At 41.0% G+C, this 19,672-nt stretch carries 16 protein-coding genes and 1 riboswitch; of the genes, 4 read left to right on the top strand and 12 right to left on the bottom strand.

What is annotated here, in order from left to right; all coding sequences use genetic code 11:
• Window positions 1-7 precede the first annotated feature (7 nt).
• The 7 genes from MKZ10_RS08500 to MKZ10_RS08470 all read right to left on the bottom strand — a co-directional run bounded on the left by MKZ10_RS08500 (window position 8) and on the right by MKZ10_RS08470 (window position 5,735).
• A complete protein-coding gene (locus MKZ10_RS08500) occupies window positions 8-142 on the bottom strand; it encodes a hypothetical protein (RefSeq protein WP_342509720.1) in 135 nt (44 codons plus the stop codon).
• 190 nt (window positions 143-332) lie between these two features.
• Complete coding sequence (locus MKZ10_RS08495) at window positions 333-1,454, bottom strand: FAD-binding oxidoreductase (protein ID WP_342509718.1); 1,122 nt, start codon at window positions 1,452-1,454, stop codon at window positions 333-335.
• A gap of 255 nt (window positions 1,455-1,709) precedes the next feature.
• Entirely contained in the window at window positions 1,710-2,507 is a 798-nt protein-coding gene (locus tag MKZ10_RS08490) for an ABC transporter ATP-binding protein (RefSeq protein ID WP_342509716.1), read from the bottom strand.
• 27 nt (window positions 2,508-2,534) lie between these two features.
• The gene (locus MKZ10_RS08485; RefSeq protein WP_342509714.1) at window positions 2,535-3,533 is read right to left on the bottom strand and encodes an ABC transporter permease; all 999 of its coding nucleotides are present in this window, start codon (window positions 3,531-3,533) and stop codon (window positions 2,535-2,537) included.
• Window positions 3,534-3,550: 17 nt separating this feature from the next.
• The gene (locus MKZ10_RS08480; RefSeq protein WP_342509712.1) at window positions 3,551-4,561 is read right to left on the bottom strand and encodes an ABC transporter substrate-binding protein; all 1,011 of its coding nucleotides are present in this window, start codon (window positions 4,559-4,561) and stop codon (window positions 3,551-3,553) included.
• Window positions 4,562-4,826: 265 nt separating this feature from the next.
• The gene (locus tag MKZ10_RS08475; RefSeq protein WP_342509711.1) at window positions 4,827-4,991 is read right to left on the bottom strand and encodes an aspartyl-phosphate phosphatase Spo0E family protein; all 165 of its coding nucleotides are present in this window, start codon (window positions 4,989-4,991) and stop codon (window positions 4,827-4,829) included.
• Between the two features lie 231 nt (window positions 4,992-5,222).
• Entirely contained in the window at window positions 5,223-5,735 is a 513-nt protein-coding gene (locus MKZ10_RS08470) for a YhcN/YlaJ family sporulation lipoprotein (protein ID WP_342509709.1), read from the bottom strand.
• Between the two features lie 171 nt (window positions 5,736-5,906).
• Between MKZ10_RS08470 and ilvB the strand changes: the two genes are divergently transcribed.
• On the top strand, window positions 5,907-7,565 hold the full coding sequence (gene ilvB / locus MKZ10_RS08465; protein WP_342510105.1) for a biosynthetic-type acetolactate synthase large subunit: 1,659 nt from the start codon (window positions 5,907-5,909) through the stop codon (window positions 7,563-7,565).
• Window positions 7,566-8,069: 504 nt separating this feature from the next.
• Here ilvB and MKZ10_RS08460 read toward each other — a convergent pair.
• Window positions 8,070-9,890, bottom strand: a complete 1,821-nt coding sequence (locus MKZ10_RS08460; RefSeq protein WP_342510103.1) for a LysM peptidoglycan-binding domain-containing protein — start codon at window positions 9,888-9,890, stop codon at window positions 8,070-8,072.
• 872 nt (window positions 9,891-10,762) lie between these two features.
• The gene (locus MKZ10_RS08455) at window positions 10,763-11,557 is read right to left on the bottom strand and encodes a VLRF1 family aeRF1-type release factor (protein WP_342509707.1); all 795 of its coding nucleotides are present in this window, start codon (window positions 11,555-11,557) and stop codon (window positions 10,763-10,765) included.
• 361 nt (window positions 11,558-11,918) lie between these two features.
• Here MKZ10_RS08455 and MKZ10_RS08450 point away from each other — a divergent pair, with 361 nt between their 5' ends.
• The 3 genes from MKZ10_RS08450 to nagE all read left to right on the top strand — a co-directional run bounded on the left by MKZ10_RS08450 (window position 11,919) and on the right by nagE (window position 14,926).
• Window positions 11,919-12,401, top strand: a complete 483-nt coding sequence (locus MKZ10_RS08450) for a PTS glucose transporter subunit IIA (protein WP_342509705.1) — start codon at window positions 11,919-11,921, stop codon at window positions 12,399-12,401.
• A gap of 184 nt (window positions 12,402-12,585) precedes the next feature.
• Complete coding sequence (locus MKZ10_RS08445) at window positions 12,586-13,404, top strand: PRD domain-containing protein (RefSeq protein ID WP_342509703.1); 819 nt, start codon at window positions 12,586-12,588, stop codon at window positions 13,402-13,404.
• A gap of 73 nt (window positions 13,405-13,477) precedes the next feature.
• Window positions 13,478-14,926, top strand: coding sequence for an N-acetylglucosamine-specific PTS transporter subunit IIBC (gene nagE / locus MKZ10_RS08440; protein ID WP_342509701.1), 1,449 nt, complete (start codon window positions 13,478-13,480; stop codon window positions 14,924-14,926).
• 336 nt (window positions 14,927-15,262) lie between these two features.
• Here nagE and MKZ10_RS08435 read toward each other — a convergent pair whose 3' ends face one another.
• Genes MKZ10_RS08435 through MKZ10_RS08425 form a run of 3 tightly spaced genes read right to left on the bottom strand, consistent with a single transcriptional unit; the run spans window position 15,263 to window position 19,288 of the window.
• Window positions 15,263-17,041: an ABC transporter ATP-binding protein gene (locus MKZ10_RS08435; protein ID WP_342510101.1), complete on the bottom strand. Its 1,779-nt coding sequence runs from the start codon at window positions 17,039-17,041 to the stop codon at window positions 15,263-15,265.
• A gap of 35 nt (window positions 17,042-17,076) precedes the next feature.
• Window positions 17,077-18,813 carry an ABC transporter ATP-binding protein gene (locus MKZ10_RS08430; protein ID WP_342509699.1) on the bottom strand — a complete coding sequence of 579 codons (1,737 nt, stop codon included), beginning with the start codon at window positions 18,811-18,813 and terminating at the stop codon, window positions 17,077-17,079.
• Between the two features lie 13 nt (window positions 18,814-18,826).
• Window positions 18,827-19,288, bottom strand: coding sequence for a PadR family transcriptional regulator (locus tag MKZ10_RS08425; RefSeq protein ID WP_342509697.1), 462 nt, complete (start codon window positions 19,286-19,288; stop codon window positions 18,827-18,829).
• Window positions 19,289-19,478: 190 nt separating this feature from the next.
• Window positions 19,479-19,587: riboswitch (TPP riboswitch) on the top strand.
• The last annotated feature ends 85 nt before the right edge of the window (window positions 19,588-19,672 follow it).

Here is a 19,672-nt window from a genome sequence, read left to right as displayed (position 1 = left end):
ACGACTGTCAGGACTTTTGTCCGTTCAGTCGTTGGTCTTCTTTCCGTAATGACAGTGCTCGTTTTTCACCACTTGTCTTTTTGCGTAGCTGCGTCTGCCTACGGTAGTCATCCATAATTGCATATAAATTTACTAAGTCCATTATCGGTACCCCCCATCCTTCAACTTCCACATAGCTTATGTACTGAAAATGGAAAGGATACTCTTTATGAAAATGAACTATTGTTCTGAAAACATCAATAATTATCGAATTACTTACACAAACGTGATTGTATAAGCTTTTTCGTTTGTTTACTCAATAATAAATTCAGCGAGAAGAGCTAGCCAATCCATCAACTAGTCGCGATAGCTGCAGCAACATCATACAATTCCAAATCAATATCAACTGGTTCACCTAACGCTAGTTGTGCCAACTGCTGTCCTAGAAATGGTCCGACCGTTAAACCAGAAGCTCCAAGTCCGTTGGCCAGAAGTAAACCTTTTACTCCCGGCACTTCGCCAATAATCGGCAGAAATCCTGGTGTAAATGGACGATAACCTACGCGGGCTTCGCTAAATGTAGCATCCTCTAAGCCAGGTGCTACTGACAATGCTTTATCCAACACTTCATGCAAGCCACCTGCCGTGACATGCTGATCAAATTGAACATCATCTTCATGCGTCGCGCCGATTACCACTTTCCCCTCATCAAATGCCAAAATATATTGATCTGTCGGCGGCATAACAACAGGCCATTTATCAGTTTGTGTATGATTTAGTTGCAAATGAACAATTTGTGCTTTTTGGGCATTTATTTGTAAATTAACACCAAGCGGCGTCAACAATTCAGCGGCCCAAGCACCCGCTGTTACAATGACGGTGTTTGCACTAAACAATTGCTCACCTACTTGGACACCCGTGACATGGTTGTTGGTTGCAATAAGCGCAGCTGAGCCACAAGTAAATTTTGCACCATGTTTGTTTGCCCCTTGGATGAGGGCATCCCGCAAAGCTCGTCCATTGACTCGCGCTGCACCACTAACATGAACAGACGAATAATCTGAGGATAGGGGTGGGAATAATGCTGATGTATCCATTGCATTTAATTGGCGAATGTCACCTATTTCAGGCGCATCCTCTCTTCTTGTCATTGCACGTTTTTCCATTTTGCCGAGTTTAACAGAATCCGTATGCAAATTAATGGCGCCAACCGCCCGATAACCTGTGTCCGTTTCGCCATCTTCTTCAAGTTGACTGATGAGTGGCTGATAATACGCCGCCCCCGCTTTCGCAAGTGCATACCAGGCTTTATTTCTCCGCTGGGACAACCACGGACAAATAATTCCAGCCGCGGCATCCGTTGCCTGTCCTGCATCCTTACGATCAATAACTAATACGTCTGCACCAGCTTTCGCCAAATGATACGCTGTCGACGCACCTAAAATTCCAGCACCAATAATAATATATTTCCTCATGATAAACACCTTTTTTCTGTAATAAGTCTCCTTATTATAACAGTTCTCCGGATAGGCATCGCTTAGATAGAATCAGACGATGATATTTGAAAACCGGACTACTTTTTCAAATAAATTCAACTACCTCTGGAAAACTCGACTACCTTCAAGACAAACTGGACTACCTTTCCCCAGAACTCGACTACCCCGAGGAACCTTCTCCAACAAAAAAAGACATAACTCGTTATCAACTACAACAAGTCATGCCTTTTCATATCACACGGACAGCAAAGCTGCGTCACTATTTAATTTCTCACCGCGAATGCGTTGGAATTCAGCCATTAGCTTTTCAATCGTCAACTGCTTCTTCTCTTCAGCTTCGACTTCTAAAATAATTTGACCTTTGTCCATCATAATAAGTCGGTTGCCCAAATCCATAGCCTGCTGCATATTATGCGTGACCATAAGCGTTGTCAATTCATCCTTGTCAACAAGCTGCTTCGTTAAATTCGTGATCAACTCGGCTCTTGATGGGTCAAGGGCCGCTGTATGTTCATCAAGCAACAAAATAGATGGCTGCGTAAACGTTGCCATCAGCAAAGAAAGTGCTTGGCGTTCTCCACCTGATAGCATACCGACTTTGGCATTCATCCGATTTTCTAAATTCAAGTGCAGCGTTTCAAGTGATGAGCGGAAATACTCCCGGCGTTTCTTATCGACACCTTTGCGTAATCCACGCTTTTTATTGCGAGAATAGGCCATCGCCAAATTTTCCTCAATCGTCATCGCAGGAGCCGTTCCCGCCATTGGATCTTGGAAAACTCGTCCAATTTTGATAGAACGTTTGTATTCTGGCAATCTCACAACGTCTTCTCCGTCAATTTCAATCGTACCAAAATCAGGTGTCAATGCACCAGAAATCATATTCATCATCGTCGATTTACCCGCACCATTACTACCAATGACAGTCACAAAATCGCCCGGTTTTAAATGTAGATTAATTTGATCGAGTGCAATTTTTTCATCAGGCGTCGCCTCATTGAATATCTTATTGATTTGCTGGAGTTTCAACAACGGAATCGCCCTCCTTTTTCAGCGTGGTTACGAGCCAGCCAATCGCTCAGCATGACGCTTTTCTTTTCTATTTTTTTCACGTTTCTTCTCAATAAACTGCGGTAAAACTAGCGCAAGAATGACAATCAGCGCAGTGATCAACTTCAAATCTCCCGCATCCAAAAATTCAACTCGCAGAGCCAAACCAATGATAATTCTATAAATAATAGCACCCACAACAACTGCAAGCGTTGTGCGCATAATCGTTTTCGTTCCAAAAATGGCTTCTCCAATAATAACGGACGCTAGCCCAATAATAATCATCCCAATCCCCATTCCAATATCGGAAAACTTCGAGTACTGGGCGATTAAGGCACCTGAAAATGCCACAAGTCCGTTGGATAAACCTAGTCCAAGAATGATTAGCGTGTCTGTGTTCGCCGAAAAACTGCGGATCATTTTTTTATTATTGCCCGTTGCCCGTATCGCAAGGCCAATTTCTGTTTTCAAAAACCAATCGACAACAAATTTAATCACTAATGTCACAACTAGCATTAAAAACAGCGTTCCCCATGTCTTAGGCAAATATTGAACGCCTAAAGAGCCGAAAAACTGATTGATCGCATCGTCAATGCCAAGTGTGCTCCAAAAAATAGTAAACTTGCTAAATAACGTTTCCGCATTTAACAATGGAATATTAGGACGTCCAACAGAGCTTTCGAGCGTTAAGCCCATAATTCTTAAATTAATTGAGTATAAGGCAATCATCATCAAAATTCCCGCTAACAGTGGATTGATTTTGCCTTTTGTATGTAAGAGTCCCGTTACACAGCCTGCGATAAAGCCAATCGCAATAGCAACTGCTGTAGCGAGTAGTGGGTGGTAGCCAAAGAAAATCATCGTGGCCGCAACTGCCGCTCCTGTTACAAAACTTCCATCCACCGTTAAGTCCGGAAAATCTAACACTCGGAATGTAAGATACACTCCGAGTGCCATAATTGCATAGATGATCCCTTGCTCAACTGATCCAAATACAGCTGAAAACATGCAATCTCATCTCCTATTTATTCAGTAAATTCAGCGTTCCATTCATCTTTAATATCAAGACCCAAGATATCAGCTGTTGCTTTATTCATAACAAATCTCAAATTTTGTGGAACTTGAACAGGTATATCAGCTGGCTTACTTTCACCTTTAAGGATTTTAACAGCCATTTGCCCTGCTTCATAACCGATATCGTAAAATTCGAAACCATATGCAGCTAGACCACCACGTTTGACAGAGTCAAATTCACCAACCAACAATGGAAGCTGATTCGAATTCGCGACATCAATTACTGATTCAAGTGCCGATACAACCGTGTTATCTGTAATAATATAGAATGCATCTACTTTTCCAATCAGTGATTCAGAAGCTTGTTTAACATCAGCGGATGTTGCCACAGGCGCTTCTTTCACAGTCATGCCCATATCTTTCAAAATTTCTTTCACTGCATCCACCTGCGCTCGTGAATTTGGCTCTCCCGCGTTAAAAACCATCCCAACATTTTCTACGCCTAATTGTTCTTTCATGAACTTCATAGTTGCCGGAATGGCTTCTGGGTGATTATCAATTGTTCCAGTTACATTGCCTCCAGGGCTTTCATTTGATGCTACAAGCTCGGCACCTACTGCATCTGTCACGGATGTAAAGACAATCGGAATATCTTGTGTTGCAACAGCAGCTGCTAGTGCACTAGGTGTTGAGTTCGCAAATATTAAATCTACGCCTGAACTGACTAAGTCATTGGCAATTGTTGTATTTATACTTTGATCATTCTGTGCATTTTTCTCAACATACTCTACATCAAGGCCTGCATCTGCTAACGCTGCTTTAAAACCCTCCGCCGCCGCGTTCAAAGATGGATGCTCAACGATTTGTGTCATTCCCACTTTATATTTTTCTGTTACCGATGCTGTCTCTTTATCATCGTTTGGTGTATCGGCTACTTTATCTGTTCCACCGCCACCACATGCAGCAAGGACGAATACAACACTCAATAGTGCCACTGCATATTTTAACCAACTACTCTTCATGCCATGTTCCCCCTTTTTTCTATATTGCTCGCTTTATTTTTATTTATTTCGCAGCAATAATTATCCGTAATGGTACACTGTTCAAATGCACTAGTCAACCACTATTTTAAATGTTTAGAAAATTAAAGCGCTTACATATTCTAATTTATTACGCATTTCTAATCATCCATCTTTGCGAATAAATATACACAAATTCATTTTACTAATAATAAAAACGATTTGCTTCATTACTAAAGCAAATCGTTTTTATTAATTACTATTCTGTTCAGGATACAATTTTTTGATATCTATTTAGTAAAGCGTCTAATGCTTGGCTATGAGCGACAACTTCTGGGTGGGTAAAACCAAATTTCTCGGCCTTCAAATACATTATTTTTCTTTTATTACGAATCTTCAACGACAAGACTTTTTTCTTTAATACGATTTTCACAACTCTTCCTCCAAATGATTTATTCTACTTCAGCCTAGTTGTGAGTTCTTTGTTTGTTCTGAAGCAACTTGCTTATCGTACAACAATTAAAGTGAAAATATTGTCGATTAGTGGAAGAAATAAGAATTGTCACAGATTTGTCGTAATTGGGTTGTTTATTCAAGAATAAAGGAAGGAACTCTTGACATTTCACAATTAATTACTTCTATTTCCAATGATTAGGTTGTTATTTTAATGAGCGTCCGGGAAAACCCTTTTGACCATATCGGAAAATTCCTCGAAGAACCCTTCCACTGGTTCACCTGCTCTTATTTTATTTCCATAATCGGTAGTTTGTTGAACAAAATCTGGATTCATCGACACATAAACGTTGTTAAAATCTGCATTGGCCGCTCTAGCTTCCTCCGCAATTTTGTCCTCAATTTGCGTTGTCCCTTCCACCCCTTCATGCAGAACGACTCCTACATAAGCGTTTTGATTTGTGACAATAACGTTTGCACTTTCAACTTCTTCCATTTCCGCAATCCGATCCGCTGCTTCATCTGCAACTTCTAGTCGATTTTCTTCTTTATTGTCTTCCTTGTTGACAGTATTATCATTTGTCGACATATCCGATTCTGTTTGGTCTGTTACCTTATCTTCCACTTTGTCATTTGCAGCATTGTCCTTTGATTTATTCATACCGCACCCCATCAACGAAAGACTAAGGAACAGGGCAGCAGTAATAATTGAAAACTTTTTCAACAGATGACCTCCTTCATTTTTATTTTCTATAGTAGAATGAACATTTTTTGATTTTTTATACAAATTTATAGATCGTGATTTAAATCACAATCTATTTCCGAATGTTCTGATAAAGTTCTATTCATCTAAAAAACAACTATGCAGGAGTGATTTATTTTGTATGGAGCTGAAATGTTAATTCAACTATTGCTAGAGCAAGAAGTCGACACGATTTTTGGCTATCCTGGAGGTGCAGTTCTACCCATCTATGATGCCTTATTTGATTGCGATAATATCCAACATGTACTTGTGCGGCATGAACAAGCTGCGGCCCATGCTGCAGATGGCTACGCTAGGGCGACAGGCAAGCCGGGCGTCACCTTGGTCACAAGTGGACCTGGTGCGACGAACACCATTACAGGGATTGCAACTGCCTATATGGATTCCGTTCCACTTATCGTCCTGACAGGTCAAGTTCCGACACATCTACTTGGCTTGGATAGCTTTCAAGAAGTCGATATTTTTGGCATGACGATGTCCGTCACAAAACAAAATTATATTGTGACAGATCCAGCTGAGTTACCTCGTATTATTAGAGAAGCCTTTCATATCGCAACAACTGGACGCCCTGGTCCCGTGCTCATAGATTTGCCAAAGGATGTTATGACGACATTACTTGCATCCCCTTATGAAAATACCGGAAAACAATCTATTTATATAGAAGGTTATTCACCAAACCTAGAAATAGACGAGGCTAAGCTTGAGACAGTAACTAAACGCTTGTCCACGGCAAAACAACCTATATTAATAGTAGGTGGAGGTAGTATTGCGGGAAATAGTCCTGCCTTACTACAGGAACTAATCAGTCGCTGTAACTTTCCTATCGTGACTACTTTAATGGGGATTGGTGCTTTTCCATCCGAACACCCCCTACATCTTGGAATGCTTGGAATGCATGGAACAGTGGCAGCTAATCGTTCGATTCAAGCGGCGGATGTCATTGTTTGTCTGGGCGTGCGTTTTAGTGACCGTGTTTCGGGAAATCGCAAAGCCTTCTCCCCGCATTCCTTTAAAATTCAAATCGATATTGACAATGCTGAGTTAAATAAAAATATTGAAATTGATATCGCCCTACAAGGCTCCGTGGAACAAGTATTATTAGGGATACTTGCCCGAATTCCAAAGATAGATCATACTGCTTGGCATGACAAGATTCATACATGGGCTAAACATGCTCCAGCATTCAAGCCCTCAGAGAATGGGCAATTGACGCCTCAGGAAGTGATTCGGTGCATCGATAACATGACGAACAGGGACGCGATTATCTCGACTGACGTCGGTCAACATCAAATTTGGACAGCGCATCATTATCAATTTAGGACGCCACGTTCCTTTCTAACATCTGGTGGACTGGGAACAATGGGGTACGGATTACCTGCCGCAATCGGTGCTGCTGTTGCCTTTCCCGACCGACAAGTCGTCTGCATAAGTGGGGATGGTAGTTTCCAAATGAATGTACAAGAAATCATGACAGCTGTTGACCTTGGTTTAAATGTTAAAGTTGCTATTCTCAAAAACGGCTATCTCGGCATGGTCAGACAATGGCAACAGTTATTTCTCAATAATCGCTATTCTGCGGTAAGGATTAGTTCACCGGATTTTTCCAACATGGCTAAAACGTTCGGGGCACACGGCTTGTCTGCCAGGAATTTAGAAGAAGCAGAAACAATTATCGAGATGGCTTTCGCTATTGACGGTCCCGTTATTATGGAATTTGAAGTAACCGAGGAGGCCAATGTCTACCCGATTGTTCCGCCCGGCGCTAGCAATGAAGAAATGATCGAAGAATAATTTTTTAATTAGTGGTTTACCTTCATTCCATCCGGGTATACAGAAACTACAAGGTGAAACAATCGAAGATGTAGACTTGTAGACGAGCTACCTACAAACCTACTTTTCGACTGAACTGCACAACCTTGGCGGAAAATTTGTTTTGCTAGCAAGGTACACTCGTCAGGAATCAGATTTACTATGAAGATTCCTTTCACCAAGTTGTAAACTGAGTAATTTGGTTAATTAGCAAGTGTTACACCGAGCAGTAAAAGTAAGTTTTTTGTGAAAGTGCAACTTGTACACTGACTGCATCAGGAAATGTTCACACCTCACTACTTGTGACAATCCAGCCCATGTGGCTTCGCAGATCAGCCCTATCAAACTGCACTGACGGGCATAATAAGATCGTCGAAAAACAGTTTGTGTAATTGAAAAAACAATCAAATTTTCCGAGTGCACTCCCTTAATTCGGGGATGAAAAAAGCGTGGTCCTTCGTAAAGGAGCACGCTTTTTTCGTATTTTTATGGTAGAAACATTACCGTAGCAGCTATGCCCTCAATATGCTCCTCATCCGCCCAAAGGATAAAATAATTATAATCCATCCCATCAATTGTCATCGGACTTGGGTAAGCAGCAATATAAGCTGCCTGACCATTCATGTCCGCGGGCTGATCGCTGGATGGTAGGATTGTACAGGTCTGTTCGTATGGATTTTGAGATTGCATTATGCGAGGTGTCGAACCATAGGGCATCATTTGTTGGTAGGCTTCTGCATGACAGACTTCCTCAATATTATCTGATCCAAAAAGAGCGGATATTTGAAAAAAGCCATCGGCACCTTCATATCGCACGTCATTAACCCGCTGCCAAGTCGCGGGATATTGAAAATTCACTCCAAAAAGCTCGCTCGTAAACTCCTTTTTTTCCAAGTCCATAATGGGCTTTGGAGACCATTGTAACGCCAGTATTGTCTCCCCCTCCAAAAGTTGAATTGGAGCCGGATGATTTAGATTGACTACCCATATTTCATTGGCAGCTTGCTGTTCCTTACAGCCAGATAGATACGCAAATGTTATGCTATCTGAGGACCAAGTCACGGGTGTCGAAAAGCAATTTGAAATTGCCCAAACTCTATCATTTTCCCCTTGTCGTTCAACCGTTCTCAGTTGCGAGAAATAGCCTCTATCGTCAAAAGCTGTTGCACTATAGGCAATCTGTGATGAATCTGGAGACCAAGTCGGGGAATAATTTTTGGCTAGTGGGCCGCCCTTTATTTCAAATACTCGGCCTGTTGCAAGCTCCACTGTGTAAATAATTGAAATACTTGCACCCGGCGTTGTATAAAGGGCAAATGTTCCATCAGGCGATAGACGAGCATCATGAAGCGGACCGTCCGTATTTCGGGTAATTTGTCGTCTACTTGTGCCGTTTGTTGCAATCTGGAATAGCTGGCTTATCCCAGCGTCATCAGGTGCTTGAAATAATAATTCCGTACCTGTCGGAAACCATCCAACGTCTGATGCGCGTGGCTGCACTATCGTTTTAGCCGCATGAAGCGTGGCGTTATAGAGCATAATGTTGCCCCGGGCTGTATACGCCACACTTGAACTATCCGGGGACCAATCTAGGCTAAAATTTCCTCCTTCATCCAACTGGTCGACGCCTGCGATTAGTCCAGTCGTGACATAAATAACATAGAGCACCCTATTTTCCCCTACAAATGCGATTCGATTACTGTCCGGGGACCACGTCGGTTGTGAGTAAACATCGCCTAGGTTATTTGTCAGTTGTTTTTGCTCACCCGTTCGTAAATTCAAAATCCAAATATCAAATTGACCACCACGATTAGATGTATAAGCAATAAAACCATAATCACCCGCAAAAGCATAAGGGATGGTCAACTTCATTCCCACTTGAATCATTGTAGACGGCAGTTCGTTCACCTTCTGAATTAACCCGGGATCACTGCGTCCTGATGATGTCACATTATAGCGCTGAGCAATAGCATCCAATGTATCACCCGACTGCACAACATAATAAGGAACACCTCGTGGAATTTTTAATATTTGTCCGACATGAAGAATATACGGTGGCATTAGCTGATTGACTTCAGTAATCAACGCAACTGGTACACCGTACTGTTGGGAAATCCGATACACGGAATCTCCTGACTGAACACGATACAAATCGACGCCGGGCGGTATGGACAATTGTTTCCCTATTGAGAGTGTATATGGAGGCATCAAATTATTCGCCGCAATCAGCGATTTCACCGGAAGCTCCCAGCGCCTAGCGATATGCTCCAATGTATCACCCTGGCGAACTGTATAAAAAAATTGCATCACTCACACATCCCTTCTTCTAAAATAGCAAAACGCTAGCCCATTTCTCTACCCATAGCTATGTTATTCGTCTTGTGGGCGAGGTGTTCTACCTTGTAGAATGAATTTAATCGGTAAAAAAACTAACTTCACTCATAATGAGAAAATTAGTTCTTTTAGAATACAATTATTTTTCCAGGCCTGTTGATTAACCAAAAAATAACTTAATCAAACACTAGATACTCTGCGTAAAGTTTTCTTTTGTCTCGCTCTGGATTGAATGACTTCTCTACAATAGCCGAGATATTTTATGTGTAGGATACGACTTCGTCGCATCCTACACATTCTGTTCGGTAATCGTATGGTGGTCGTTCATCCGTCACTCTACAAAAATACAGATACACAAAGTGCTAATGCTTTTGAAGACAAGGGAATAGAGGGTTTTTTAATTGGAGAGGGCCGCCAAAGATACAATTTTGGCGGCTGAATCTTCTACCATGGTCTTTTTCACTGTTATTTTAGGTAGTGTCACTTTCTGATAAAACTTGCTAAAAGTAAAGTGAGAATACCTTGTACAACGTGCAAGAGTGCCCGAAATTTCATCTTCGGGCACTTACAGCCTCTATAGAAAGTCATTTATTCTTTTCTTTTCAAACAACTGTATTTTTCACTTAAACAGTGTAGGTACGCGACAGGCAGCTATTCACAACAAGATGACCGAAAATAATGTATCTAGAAATGACTTCGTCATTTCTAGATACATTAACCTCCTTGGTAATGATGTCGTGAATAGTTAGTCTAGAGTGAACCTGCAACGATTTAGTGAAAAAAGTGATTTTCAAGCCTTTATTTACCTGCGATTTATGCAAGTAAATGGTTAATCAACAGACGTGTTATTTTTCAAAAACTTGATGGAGTACCTCATAAGGTTTACTGTTGTTTAAATTTTTATAAATACAACTTGCAGGCTTTTCTCGCAAGGTTGCAGCGAATGCATTGGCTAGCTCTGCTTCGCCGGCCACATGAATCTCCTTCCATCCACGCTCTTTCTTCAACTTGTCAACAATCTCACCCATCCCTTTATAAAAACGTCCCAAATTTTCTTTCAGTCGAGGTTCTAATTGGTCTACTTTACTGCTTCCAATTGCCGGATGATCATCTTCTGTCACTTTCTTGCGATCGCCCCATCCCTGAAGATTTGGTTCAAAATCATAAATCAGTTCGTCATGCAGGAATCCCATTGCTGTATCTAGTATGCGTACCTCCCCAAAACTCGGCAAGACAATTCCAGCTTCTGGATAAGCCTTATACATATATTCCATCTCTTCTACTACCGGATGATCCTCCCAATGAAAGCTCGTTCGTACATGCACCTGTACATAGTGGACCGACCACAAACTAGGATTTTCTGAAGCAAAAATTACAACTCCTTTGTGCAATTCATTCTGATGACCCTCAATTTCATTCACAACTTTTTCCTTCACTACTTTAAACGCTTTCAGTTCATTGTCATCTTTGGAGGCAGTTATATACTCTTCTATTCGCTTCAAACCACTTTTTAAATGGATTTTCCACGCCCCTTTTAGCTGATCAGGATCGGCTGGATTCGTATTGACATACGCACTTAACACAGAACGATTTGCACACTTGAATTCTTTTAACACCTGTAGTTCTTTATTAATTGACATCTTTGCTGTACCTCCTTCAGTTTTACCACGATACAAGCATACCCCTTCAATGCTTAATTCAAGCCAAGGGAGTTATAAAATACAAACACTATTCCACTCTTAGCGCCCGATAAAAATTCAGTTCTGTAAAAAAAATCATTTTCCTATTGCGTTATACAAATTTAAGTGCTACTATCGAATTAGAAGTTCAATAGCGGATCACATGTTACTGATACGATCAGGCATGGTGGTAAACAGTGGAAGATTTATTTATCTTTCTCGTTACCCCATGCCTTTTTCTGTTCTGTACATCTTGTCCCTCCACTATAATAGTACTACCCTTTGAACCTTCATACTTATAATTATAAAGGAGTTAATAGTCATGCTATCAGGCCTATTCAAAAAACGTAAATTAGAGATTTTCGCACCCGTTAACGGAGAAATCATCCCACTTGACCAAGTGCCAGACCCAGTATTCAGTCAAAAAATGATGGGTGAAGGTGTTGCTGTCATTCCTACTGATGGTACTTTCCACTCACCTGTTGAAGGTACAGTCGTTTTAATCTCTGACTCGAAACACGCAATCGGACTCCGAACAAGTGATGGTACAGAAATTTTAATTCACATCGGGTTGGAAACGGTCACGTTGCAAGGAAAGGGATTTAAAGTTTTAGTAGAAACTGGTGACAACGTTTCACTTGCTCAGCCACTTATCGAAGTCGATTTAGACTATATCCGTGAACATGCGACAAGCATTGTCACACCCATTATCATTACGAATAGCAGTGAAAAGACTATACAATGCACGCATACGAAAGATGGCATTGCTGGGGAAACTTTAGTAATGACTGTCTCTAACAAATAACCCACTTCCACTGAAAATGTAGCTTCATTCAGCAGAAGTTTGGTGATTCACTAAGTTGGGTAACTAGTTTGAAGGTCCTCCTTTCTGACTAGAGGGCTAGACTTCTGTAGATGAGGCTTCGTTTTCAGTATAAAAAGATTTGCCAAATGAGGGCGGATCTACTAAATAAGGGGGGTGATCTTCAGTGAAAGTAAAAAAAATTCTTAATAATAACGCCGTTGTCGTCCTCGATGGCGAGCGTGAAAAAATTGCGATTGGTGCTGGAATCGCTTTCAATAAGAAGCGCAACGACATCATCAGCCCTGATAAAATCGAAAAAATATTCGTTATGAGAGAAAATGATAAGCTCCAGCAACTGCTGAGCCGAATTCCAGAAGAGCATTTCACCATCTCTGAGGAAGTCATTACATATGCAGAAGATCATATGGGTACTAAGTTAAACGAACATATTCATATCGTCTTAACAGATCACCTATCCTTTGCGATTGAAAGAGTAAGGGATGGCATTCATTTAAATAATAAGCTGTTACATGAAATCAAAATCCTCTATAGAAGAGAATTTGAAATTGGTCTTTGGGCAATCCAACATATAAAAGAAAAATGCCAGGTAGAGATGCCTGAAGACGAGGCGGCTTTTATAGCGCTACACATCCATACGATGAAACCACAAGGAGGTGATTTACACGATACGGTCCGGCAAACAACGATTATCCGAGACATGGTTCAGTCGATCAAGAAACATTTAACGATTACGATTGAAGAGGATGATATATCCTACCATCGTCTCATCACGCATCTCCGTTTCACCTTAGCAAGAATGAATAATTATGGCGTGCACACAATGGATGAGGAAATGCTCATTATGATTAAAAAGAAGTTTTCCCTTTCCTATAATTGTGCAGTCGAGGTTGCGAAGGAATTAGTCGCGCAGCATGAAGTAGAGCTACCTGAACAAGAATTGGGTTATATTGCACTGCATATTGAACGGCTACGCAAGCCATAAACAGCATGAATCGGCATCATATTATTTTCTTTGCACTACTTATTTAAAAATTATGAATTGGGGTGGATTTATCATGATGAAATATTTCCAAAGACTCGGAAGTTCTTTAATGCTTCCAGTAGCTGTATTACCTGCAGCTGCTATCTTAATGGGTATTGGGTACTGGATTGACCCTACTGGTTGGGGTTCTGGAAACGTAGCAGCTGCTTTCCTTATTAAAGCAGGTGGCTCGATTATTGACAATATGGCAATCTTATTTGCTGTTGGTGTTGCGCTTGGGATGTCCAAGGATAAGGATGGCTCGGCCGCATTAAGTGGTTTGGTCGGTTTCTTAGTTGTTACAACATTACTATCGACAGGTACAGTATCTATGCTACTTGGTATTGATCCTACCGAGGTAAATGCTGCTTTCGGAAAAATTGGTAACCAATTTATCGGTATTCTATCTGGGCTTATCGCGGCCGCAATGTATAATCGCTTTAGTCATGTACAATTACCAACCGCATTGGCATTCTTTAGTGGTAAACGCTTAGTACCAATTATGACTGCAGCTGCTATGTTAGTTGCTTCGGCCGCACTATTCTTTATCTGGCCACTTATTTACACTGCATTAGTTAACTTTGGTGAAGCAATCAGTGGACTTGGAGCTGTTGGTGCGGGTCTATATGGTTTCTTCAACCGTCTATTGATTCCAACTGGTTTACACCATGCTTTAAATTCTGTATTTTGGTTTGATGTTGCAGGCATTAATGATATTGGTAACTTCTGGGCTAGTACAGGTACAAAAGGTATTACAGGTATGTACCAAGCAGGTTACTTCCCAATTATGATGTTTGGTCTACCAGCTGCTGCACTTGCCATGTATCATACTGCTAAAACAAAACGTAAAAAACAAACTGCATCCTTGATGCTAGCAGCAGGATTTGCTGCATTCTTCACAGGTGTTACTGAGCCAATCGAATTTGCATTTATGTTCCTAGCACCAGCTCTTTATGTAGTGCATGCTGCTTTAACAGGTCTATCTCTATTCATCGCTGCTTCGTTCCAATGGACAGCAGGATTCGGTTTCAGCGCTGGTTTGGTCGACTTTGTCTTGAGTTTAAAAATACCTATTGCCAACCAACCTTTCATGTTAATCGTCCAAGGCTTAGTGTTTGCGGTTATCTACTACGTGATTTTCCGTTTCTTAATCGTCAAATTCAACCTGAAAACTCCAGGTCGTGAAGACGATGAGAATATTCAAGATGTAGACGGTGCAACTGTTGCAGCCGGAGGAAATAAATTCTCGGGAATGGCTGCTACAATTTACGATGGTTTAGGCGGAGACGCTAACGTTACTTCTGTCGATCATTGTGCAACACGCTTACGTATCGAAGTAAAAGATATGGATAAAGTCGATCAAAACAAAATTAAAACTACTGGTGTACCTGGGGTTAATGTTGTCGGGACACAAAGTATTCAAGTAATCGTTGGAACGAGCGTACAGTTTGTAGCTGACGAGATTAAAAAAATGCGTAAATAAGCTATATGAAAAAGATCGGGCACAATGCTCGGTCTTTTTCTATTCACTGGTATATTCTCTAGCAAAAATGACTATACTACTAATCACAGAGGGGCGGCACTTCTCTGTCCCGCGCACAGGGGCACTTTCGACGGAAGGTGGAAAATAATACGACGCATAATCCGACTGGGGATTTGCCCAGCAGTGCCGCGATTTACATAGTAAGTTGCTTGAACAGAAAAACGGGTCCCTCTTGCAGGATCCGTTTTCTTATTTCTTTATGCCTCTACTGAATCTAGTGTCGTTGAGGCATGGTGAGTGAAAACTCTGAGTGTCTGTAGAACTCTTCCGTTTTTATCAGGTAAACTGACTCTCATATAGGTCGCAATAAAAGCCCTTCTTTTGGAGCAGCTCTTCGTGCGTACCAGATTCAATTAAATTCCCATGCTGGATAACTAAAATACGATCGGCATTTTCAATTGTTTTCAGACGATGTGCAATAACAAAACTGGTCCGCCCTTTCGATAATTGATTGAGCCCTTGTAGAATTTCAATTTCAGTTTTCGTATCAATGTTTGACGTTGCCTCGTCAAGAATCAATATATCAGAATCCGCTAAAATCGCTCGGGCAATAGCTAATAATTGGCGCTGACCTTGACTTAAACTAGATCCACCAGAAGTGATTGGCGTTTGATACTGTTCAGGCAAATGCTTGATAAACCCATGTGCCGAAGCCAGTTTAGCAGCAGCCACCACTTCTTTATCCGTCGCTTCTAGACGACCATAACGGATGTTTTCCATAAGAGACCCCGAAAAGAGAAATGTGTCTTGCAGGACAATCCCCATTTTCTCACGCAATTTATTAATTTTATAGTCCTTAATTGTTCGACCATCGATTTTAATTTCCCCAGAATTGATATCATAAAACCGCATTAATAAATTGATGATTGTTGTTTTCCCTGAACCTGTTGGACCTACTAAAGCAATTTTTTCACCGGCTTTTACTTGAAAACTAATATTGTTCAAGATCTGCTTGCCGTCCTCGTAAGAAAAGTTCACATTGGAAAACTCAACATCTCCTTTAAAGGAATCAATCGAAATTGCCTTGTTATTATCTTGTAGATCTACCGTCTCGTCCATAATTTCAAATACTCGCTCCGCCCCAGCTATTGCAGATTGAAACGTATTTAATAGACTTGATAATTGATTAATGGGACGGAAAAACTGACGGGAATACGTAACAAAAGCAGCGATTACCCCAACAGTAGCCATTTCTTGAACCGTCATCAGTGCTCCGATTCCAATAATTAAAGCCAGTCCTAAATTATTGATGAAGTTATTGATAGGCCCAAGAAATCCTGATACTGTGTCCGCAGCCATTGCAGAATGGCGAAGTCTTTCATTTACCGCTGAAAATTTCGTAAAAGTCTTTTCCTCTTGCCCAAAAATCGTAATAACTTCATTTCCAGAAATGGCTTCTTCTATAAAGCCATTCAACTCGCCCAAATCACGTTGTCTTTTGATAAAATTACTGCTGCTATAGGTAATGATTTTTTTCGTCGTAAAGATCATTAAGGGAAGAATAATCAGCGCCACAATGGCAAGCATCCAATTGAGCGAAAACATGGCGATGGCAACACCTGTGACCATTAAAATAGATGAAATGATTTGAATGACACTTTGGCTAAGTGCATTATTCAAACTCTCAATATCATTCGTCACCCGACTCATCAAATCACCATGTGTTCGTTTATCAAAAAATCGTAAAGACAAGGTCTGAAACTTATTAAATAAATCCTGTCGTAGGAGTCGAATCGTTTTTAACGATACCCGCACCATCAAAAATGTCTGTAGCCAAGTGAAAATAGCTGCTGTCGTATAGATAACTGCTAGCCACGCTAACAATCGAAGGGTGCCAGGCATGTCCTTTGGAATGATATAATGGTCAATGATAACCCCCATCAAATAGGGTACGAGTACATTCAACAGCGTAGAAATGACAACAAAAATAATAGAGGCTATCATTGCCAATTTTTGCTTCTCCATATAGCGCCAAATTCGTTTCATCGTCCCTTTTTTATCCTTTGCTTTGACAACGGGTCCCCAAAATCCTCTTGGCCCACGAGCACGTTCCATCGTATTTGAAGCAGGTTGAGTAGAAGCTTTATTCATCATACATGCGCCTCCTTCCCGCTTTGTATCGCGTAAATTCCACGATACACGCTGCTTTTCGCAAGTAATTCTTCATGTGTTCCACTCGCTTCAAGCATGCCATCATCGATGACTAGAATCTGATTGGCATCGATGATTGATGAAATTTTCGAGGAAATGATGAACACGGTCGTAGCAGAGTGATTGCGCTGTAATGCTTGCTGGACAGCAGCCTCCGATAATGCGTCAATAGCTGAAGTAGAATCATCTAAGATTAAAATTTTCGGTTCACGGATAAAAGCTCGAGTCATTGATAAGCGCTGTTTTTGCCCACCAGATAAGTTCGTTGCTCCCTGTGTCAACTCATGCGCAAACTTGCCATCCAATTTCTCGATAAATTCACTTGCAGCTGCAGACTGAGCTGCTCCCTCCATCTCTACAATCGTTGCGTCCTCTTTCCCAAAATTCAAATTCTCCTCAATGGTTCCCGAAAATAATGTAGCTTTTTGTGGTACAAAACCAATCGACTCTCTCAATCTTCCAAGAGGATATTCCCTCGCATTGACACCGTCGATATAAATACCCCCTGAATCTGGGTCATAAAGACGTGGGATGAGTTTAACCAGCGTCGATTTACCACTACCAGTTGAGCCTAAGATACCAATCGTCTCCCCCGCTTTCGCCAGGAATGAAATATTTTTCAGCACATGCTCTCCATTTTTACTGTAACTAAAATTCACATCTCTAAACTCTACTTGCCCTTTCATTTCTGGAAGCACAGCAGGTACACTCGGTTCACGAATATCGATGTTCGTATCGAGGACTTGCACAATGCGATTTGCCGAAGTAAAGGACCGGGCAATCTGCATTAATACATGACTACTCGTCATTAAACCATTCATAATAATCGTTAAGTAATTAATAAAAGCCAAAATGACACCAACTTGCAGCGTGCCCTCATTGACCTTAATAGCGCCCATCCACATACCGATCACAACGCCTATATTCACAACAAATAGCATAATCGGCATCAAAGTAAGAATCACTTGCTCCGCAGACATATTGCGCCTCGTTAATGTATGATTTACCTGTTGGAACAGTTCTTTTTCATAATCCTGTCGATTAAATGCCTTGATGACACGAATCCCTGCAAAGGTTTCCTGCAGCTTGGTATTCACCTGGTCCATCGCTTGTTGTACTTTGACAAATAACTTCCCTGATGTAATAGAAAAAAAGTAAATTAAAATCATCAATATCGGAATCGCCACTAACAATACCGGAAATAATTCACGAGCCGTAAACCAAACAATGACAACAGCTCCTATAAATAATAACGGTCCACGTACAAAAACGCGCAACGTCATCATAAGCGCCTGCTGGACAGATGTCACATCATTCGTCACAATGGTGATTAATTTCCCTGCACCGAATGCATCTGTATTTTTACTAGAAAACTGCTCCGTCTTTTTGAATACATCGCGGCGTATGTCCGCTGCAAAATTGACAGCTGCTTTTGTGCTGTATACCGTACAACCAACTCCCCCAATTAAACCAATCACAGCAGTTAGCAGCATTAACAAGCCAAGCTTAATGACGTAAGTATTATCATGATTCGCAATTCCCACATCAATCATTTGTTGCATAATTGTGGGCTGAAGCAGGTCCATCGCAACTTCAATACACATTAAAAGGGGGGCTAAAATCGCAAAGCGTGTATAAGGTTTTACATATTGAATTAATTTCTTTAGGGGTTGCATAGCATTTCCCTCCCTATTGGTTTTCTTTCTGTAAACGTTCTGTTATTTCCTCCAAAAAAGCAATCAACTTTGTAGATTTTTCTGGATTTTTTCGCGCTTGTTTCATCGCTTTTCGTACTTCGGCTTCCCACTGTTCCATCGCACGCTTTAACTGAACCGCCTCATCAGAATTTTGCCAAACCCATCTGGCTTCCCATTCAGTCCAGAAATCTCCTTCGATTCTGTTCGCGAAATCCTCTAAGCGTTCTTTCCCTTTTTCTTGAAGCACATATGTTTTTTTTTCTGAAGCCGGATCCAAATCAATCATCTCTTGTTCCAGTAATTCTTGAAGTGCTGGATAAACTGTGCCCGCACTTGCAGCATATAATCCGCCCGAACGATGTTCTAATTCCTTCATCATTTGATAGCCATGCATGGACTCTTCCTTCAGTAAATGCAAGATTGCCAGTTGTACAAACCCTCTCCGCCTTTTCATTGCAACCCCTCCTTTTAACTATATCGATAATTTTAGTCGATATATCGATTAATTACAATAGATATAGAGTAGCAATTTTAAATAAATGAATAATCCAGTTTTTCACTTGCATTATTTTGTTTGGGCTTGCTTCATTCACACGGATGTGGCAGAGTAGTAGATGTACTAATCATAAAAAATTCATACAGTTACAATTATGTGGGGGGACCAGTCGAACTGGTTGAGATATACTTTGGAAGTATAGACCCTTAGAACCTGATCTGGTTGACACCAGCGGAGGGAACATACTCATTAGCCATGTCTATTGTTTATGCGTTCTTCGGTTGCCCGGAGAACGCATTTTTGTGTTCAAAAGAGATGTATTTTGTGTTCCTTGGGCAGCCG

Source organism: Sporosarcina sp. FSL K6-2383 (assembly GCF_038618305.1).
Lineage (GTDB): Bacteria > Bacillota > Bacilli > Bacillales_A > Planococcaceae > Sporosarcina.
This window is presented reverse-complemented; position numbering and strand designations above follow the sequence as displayed.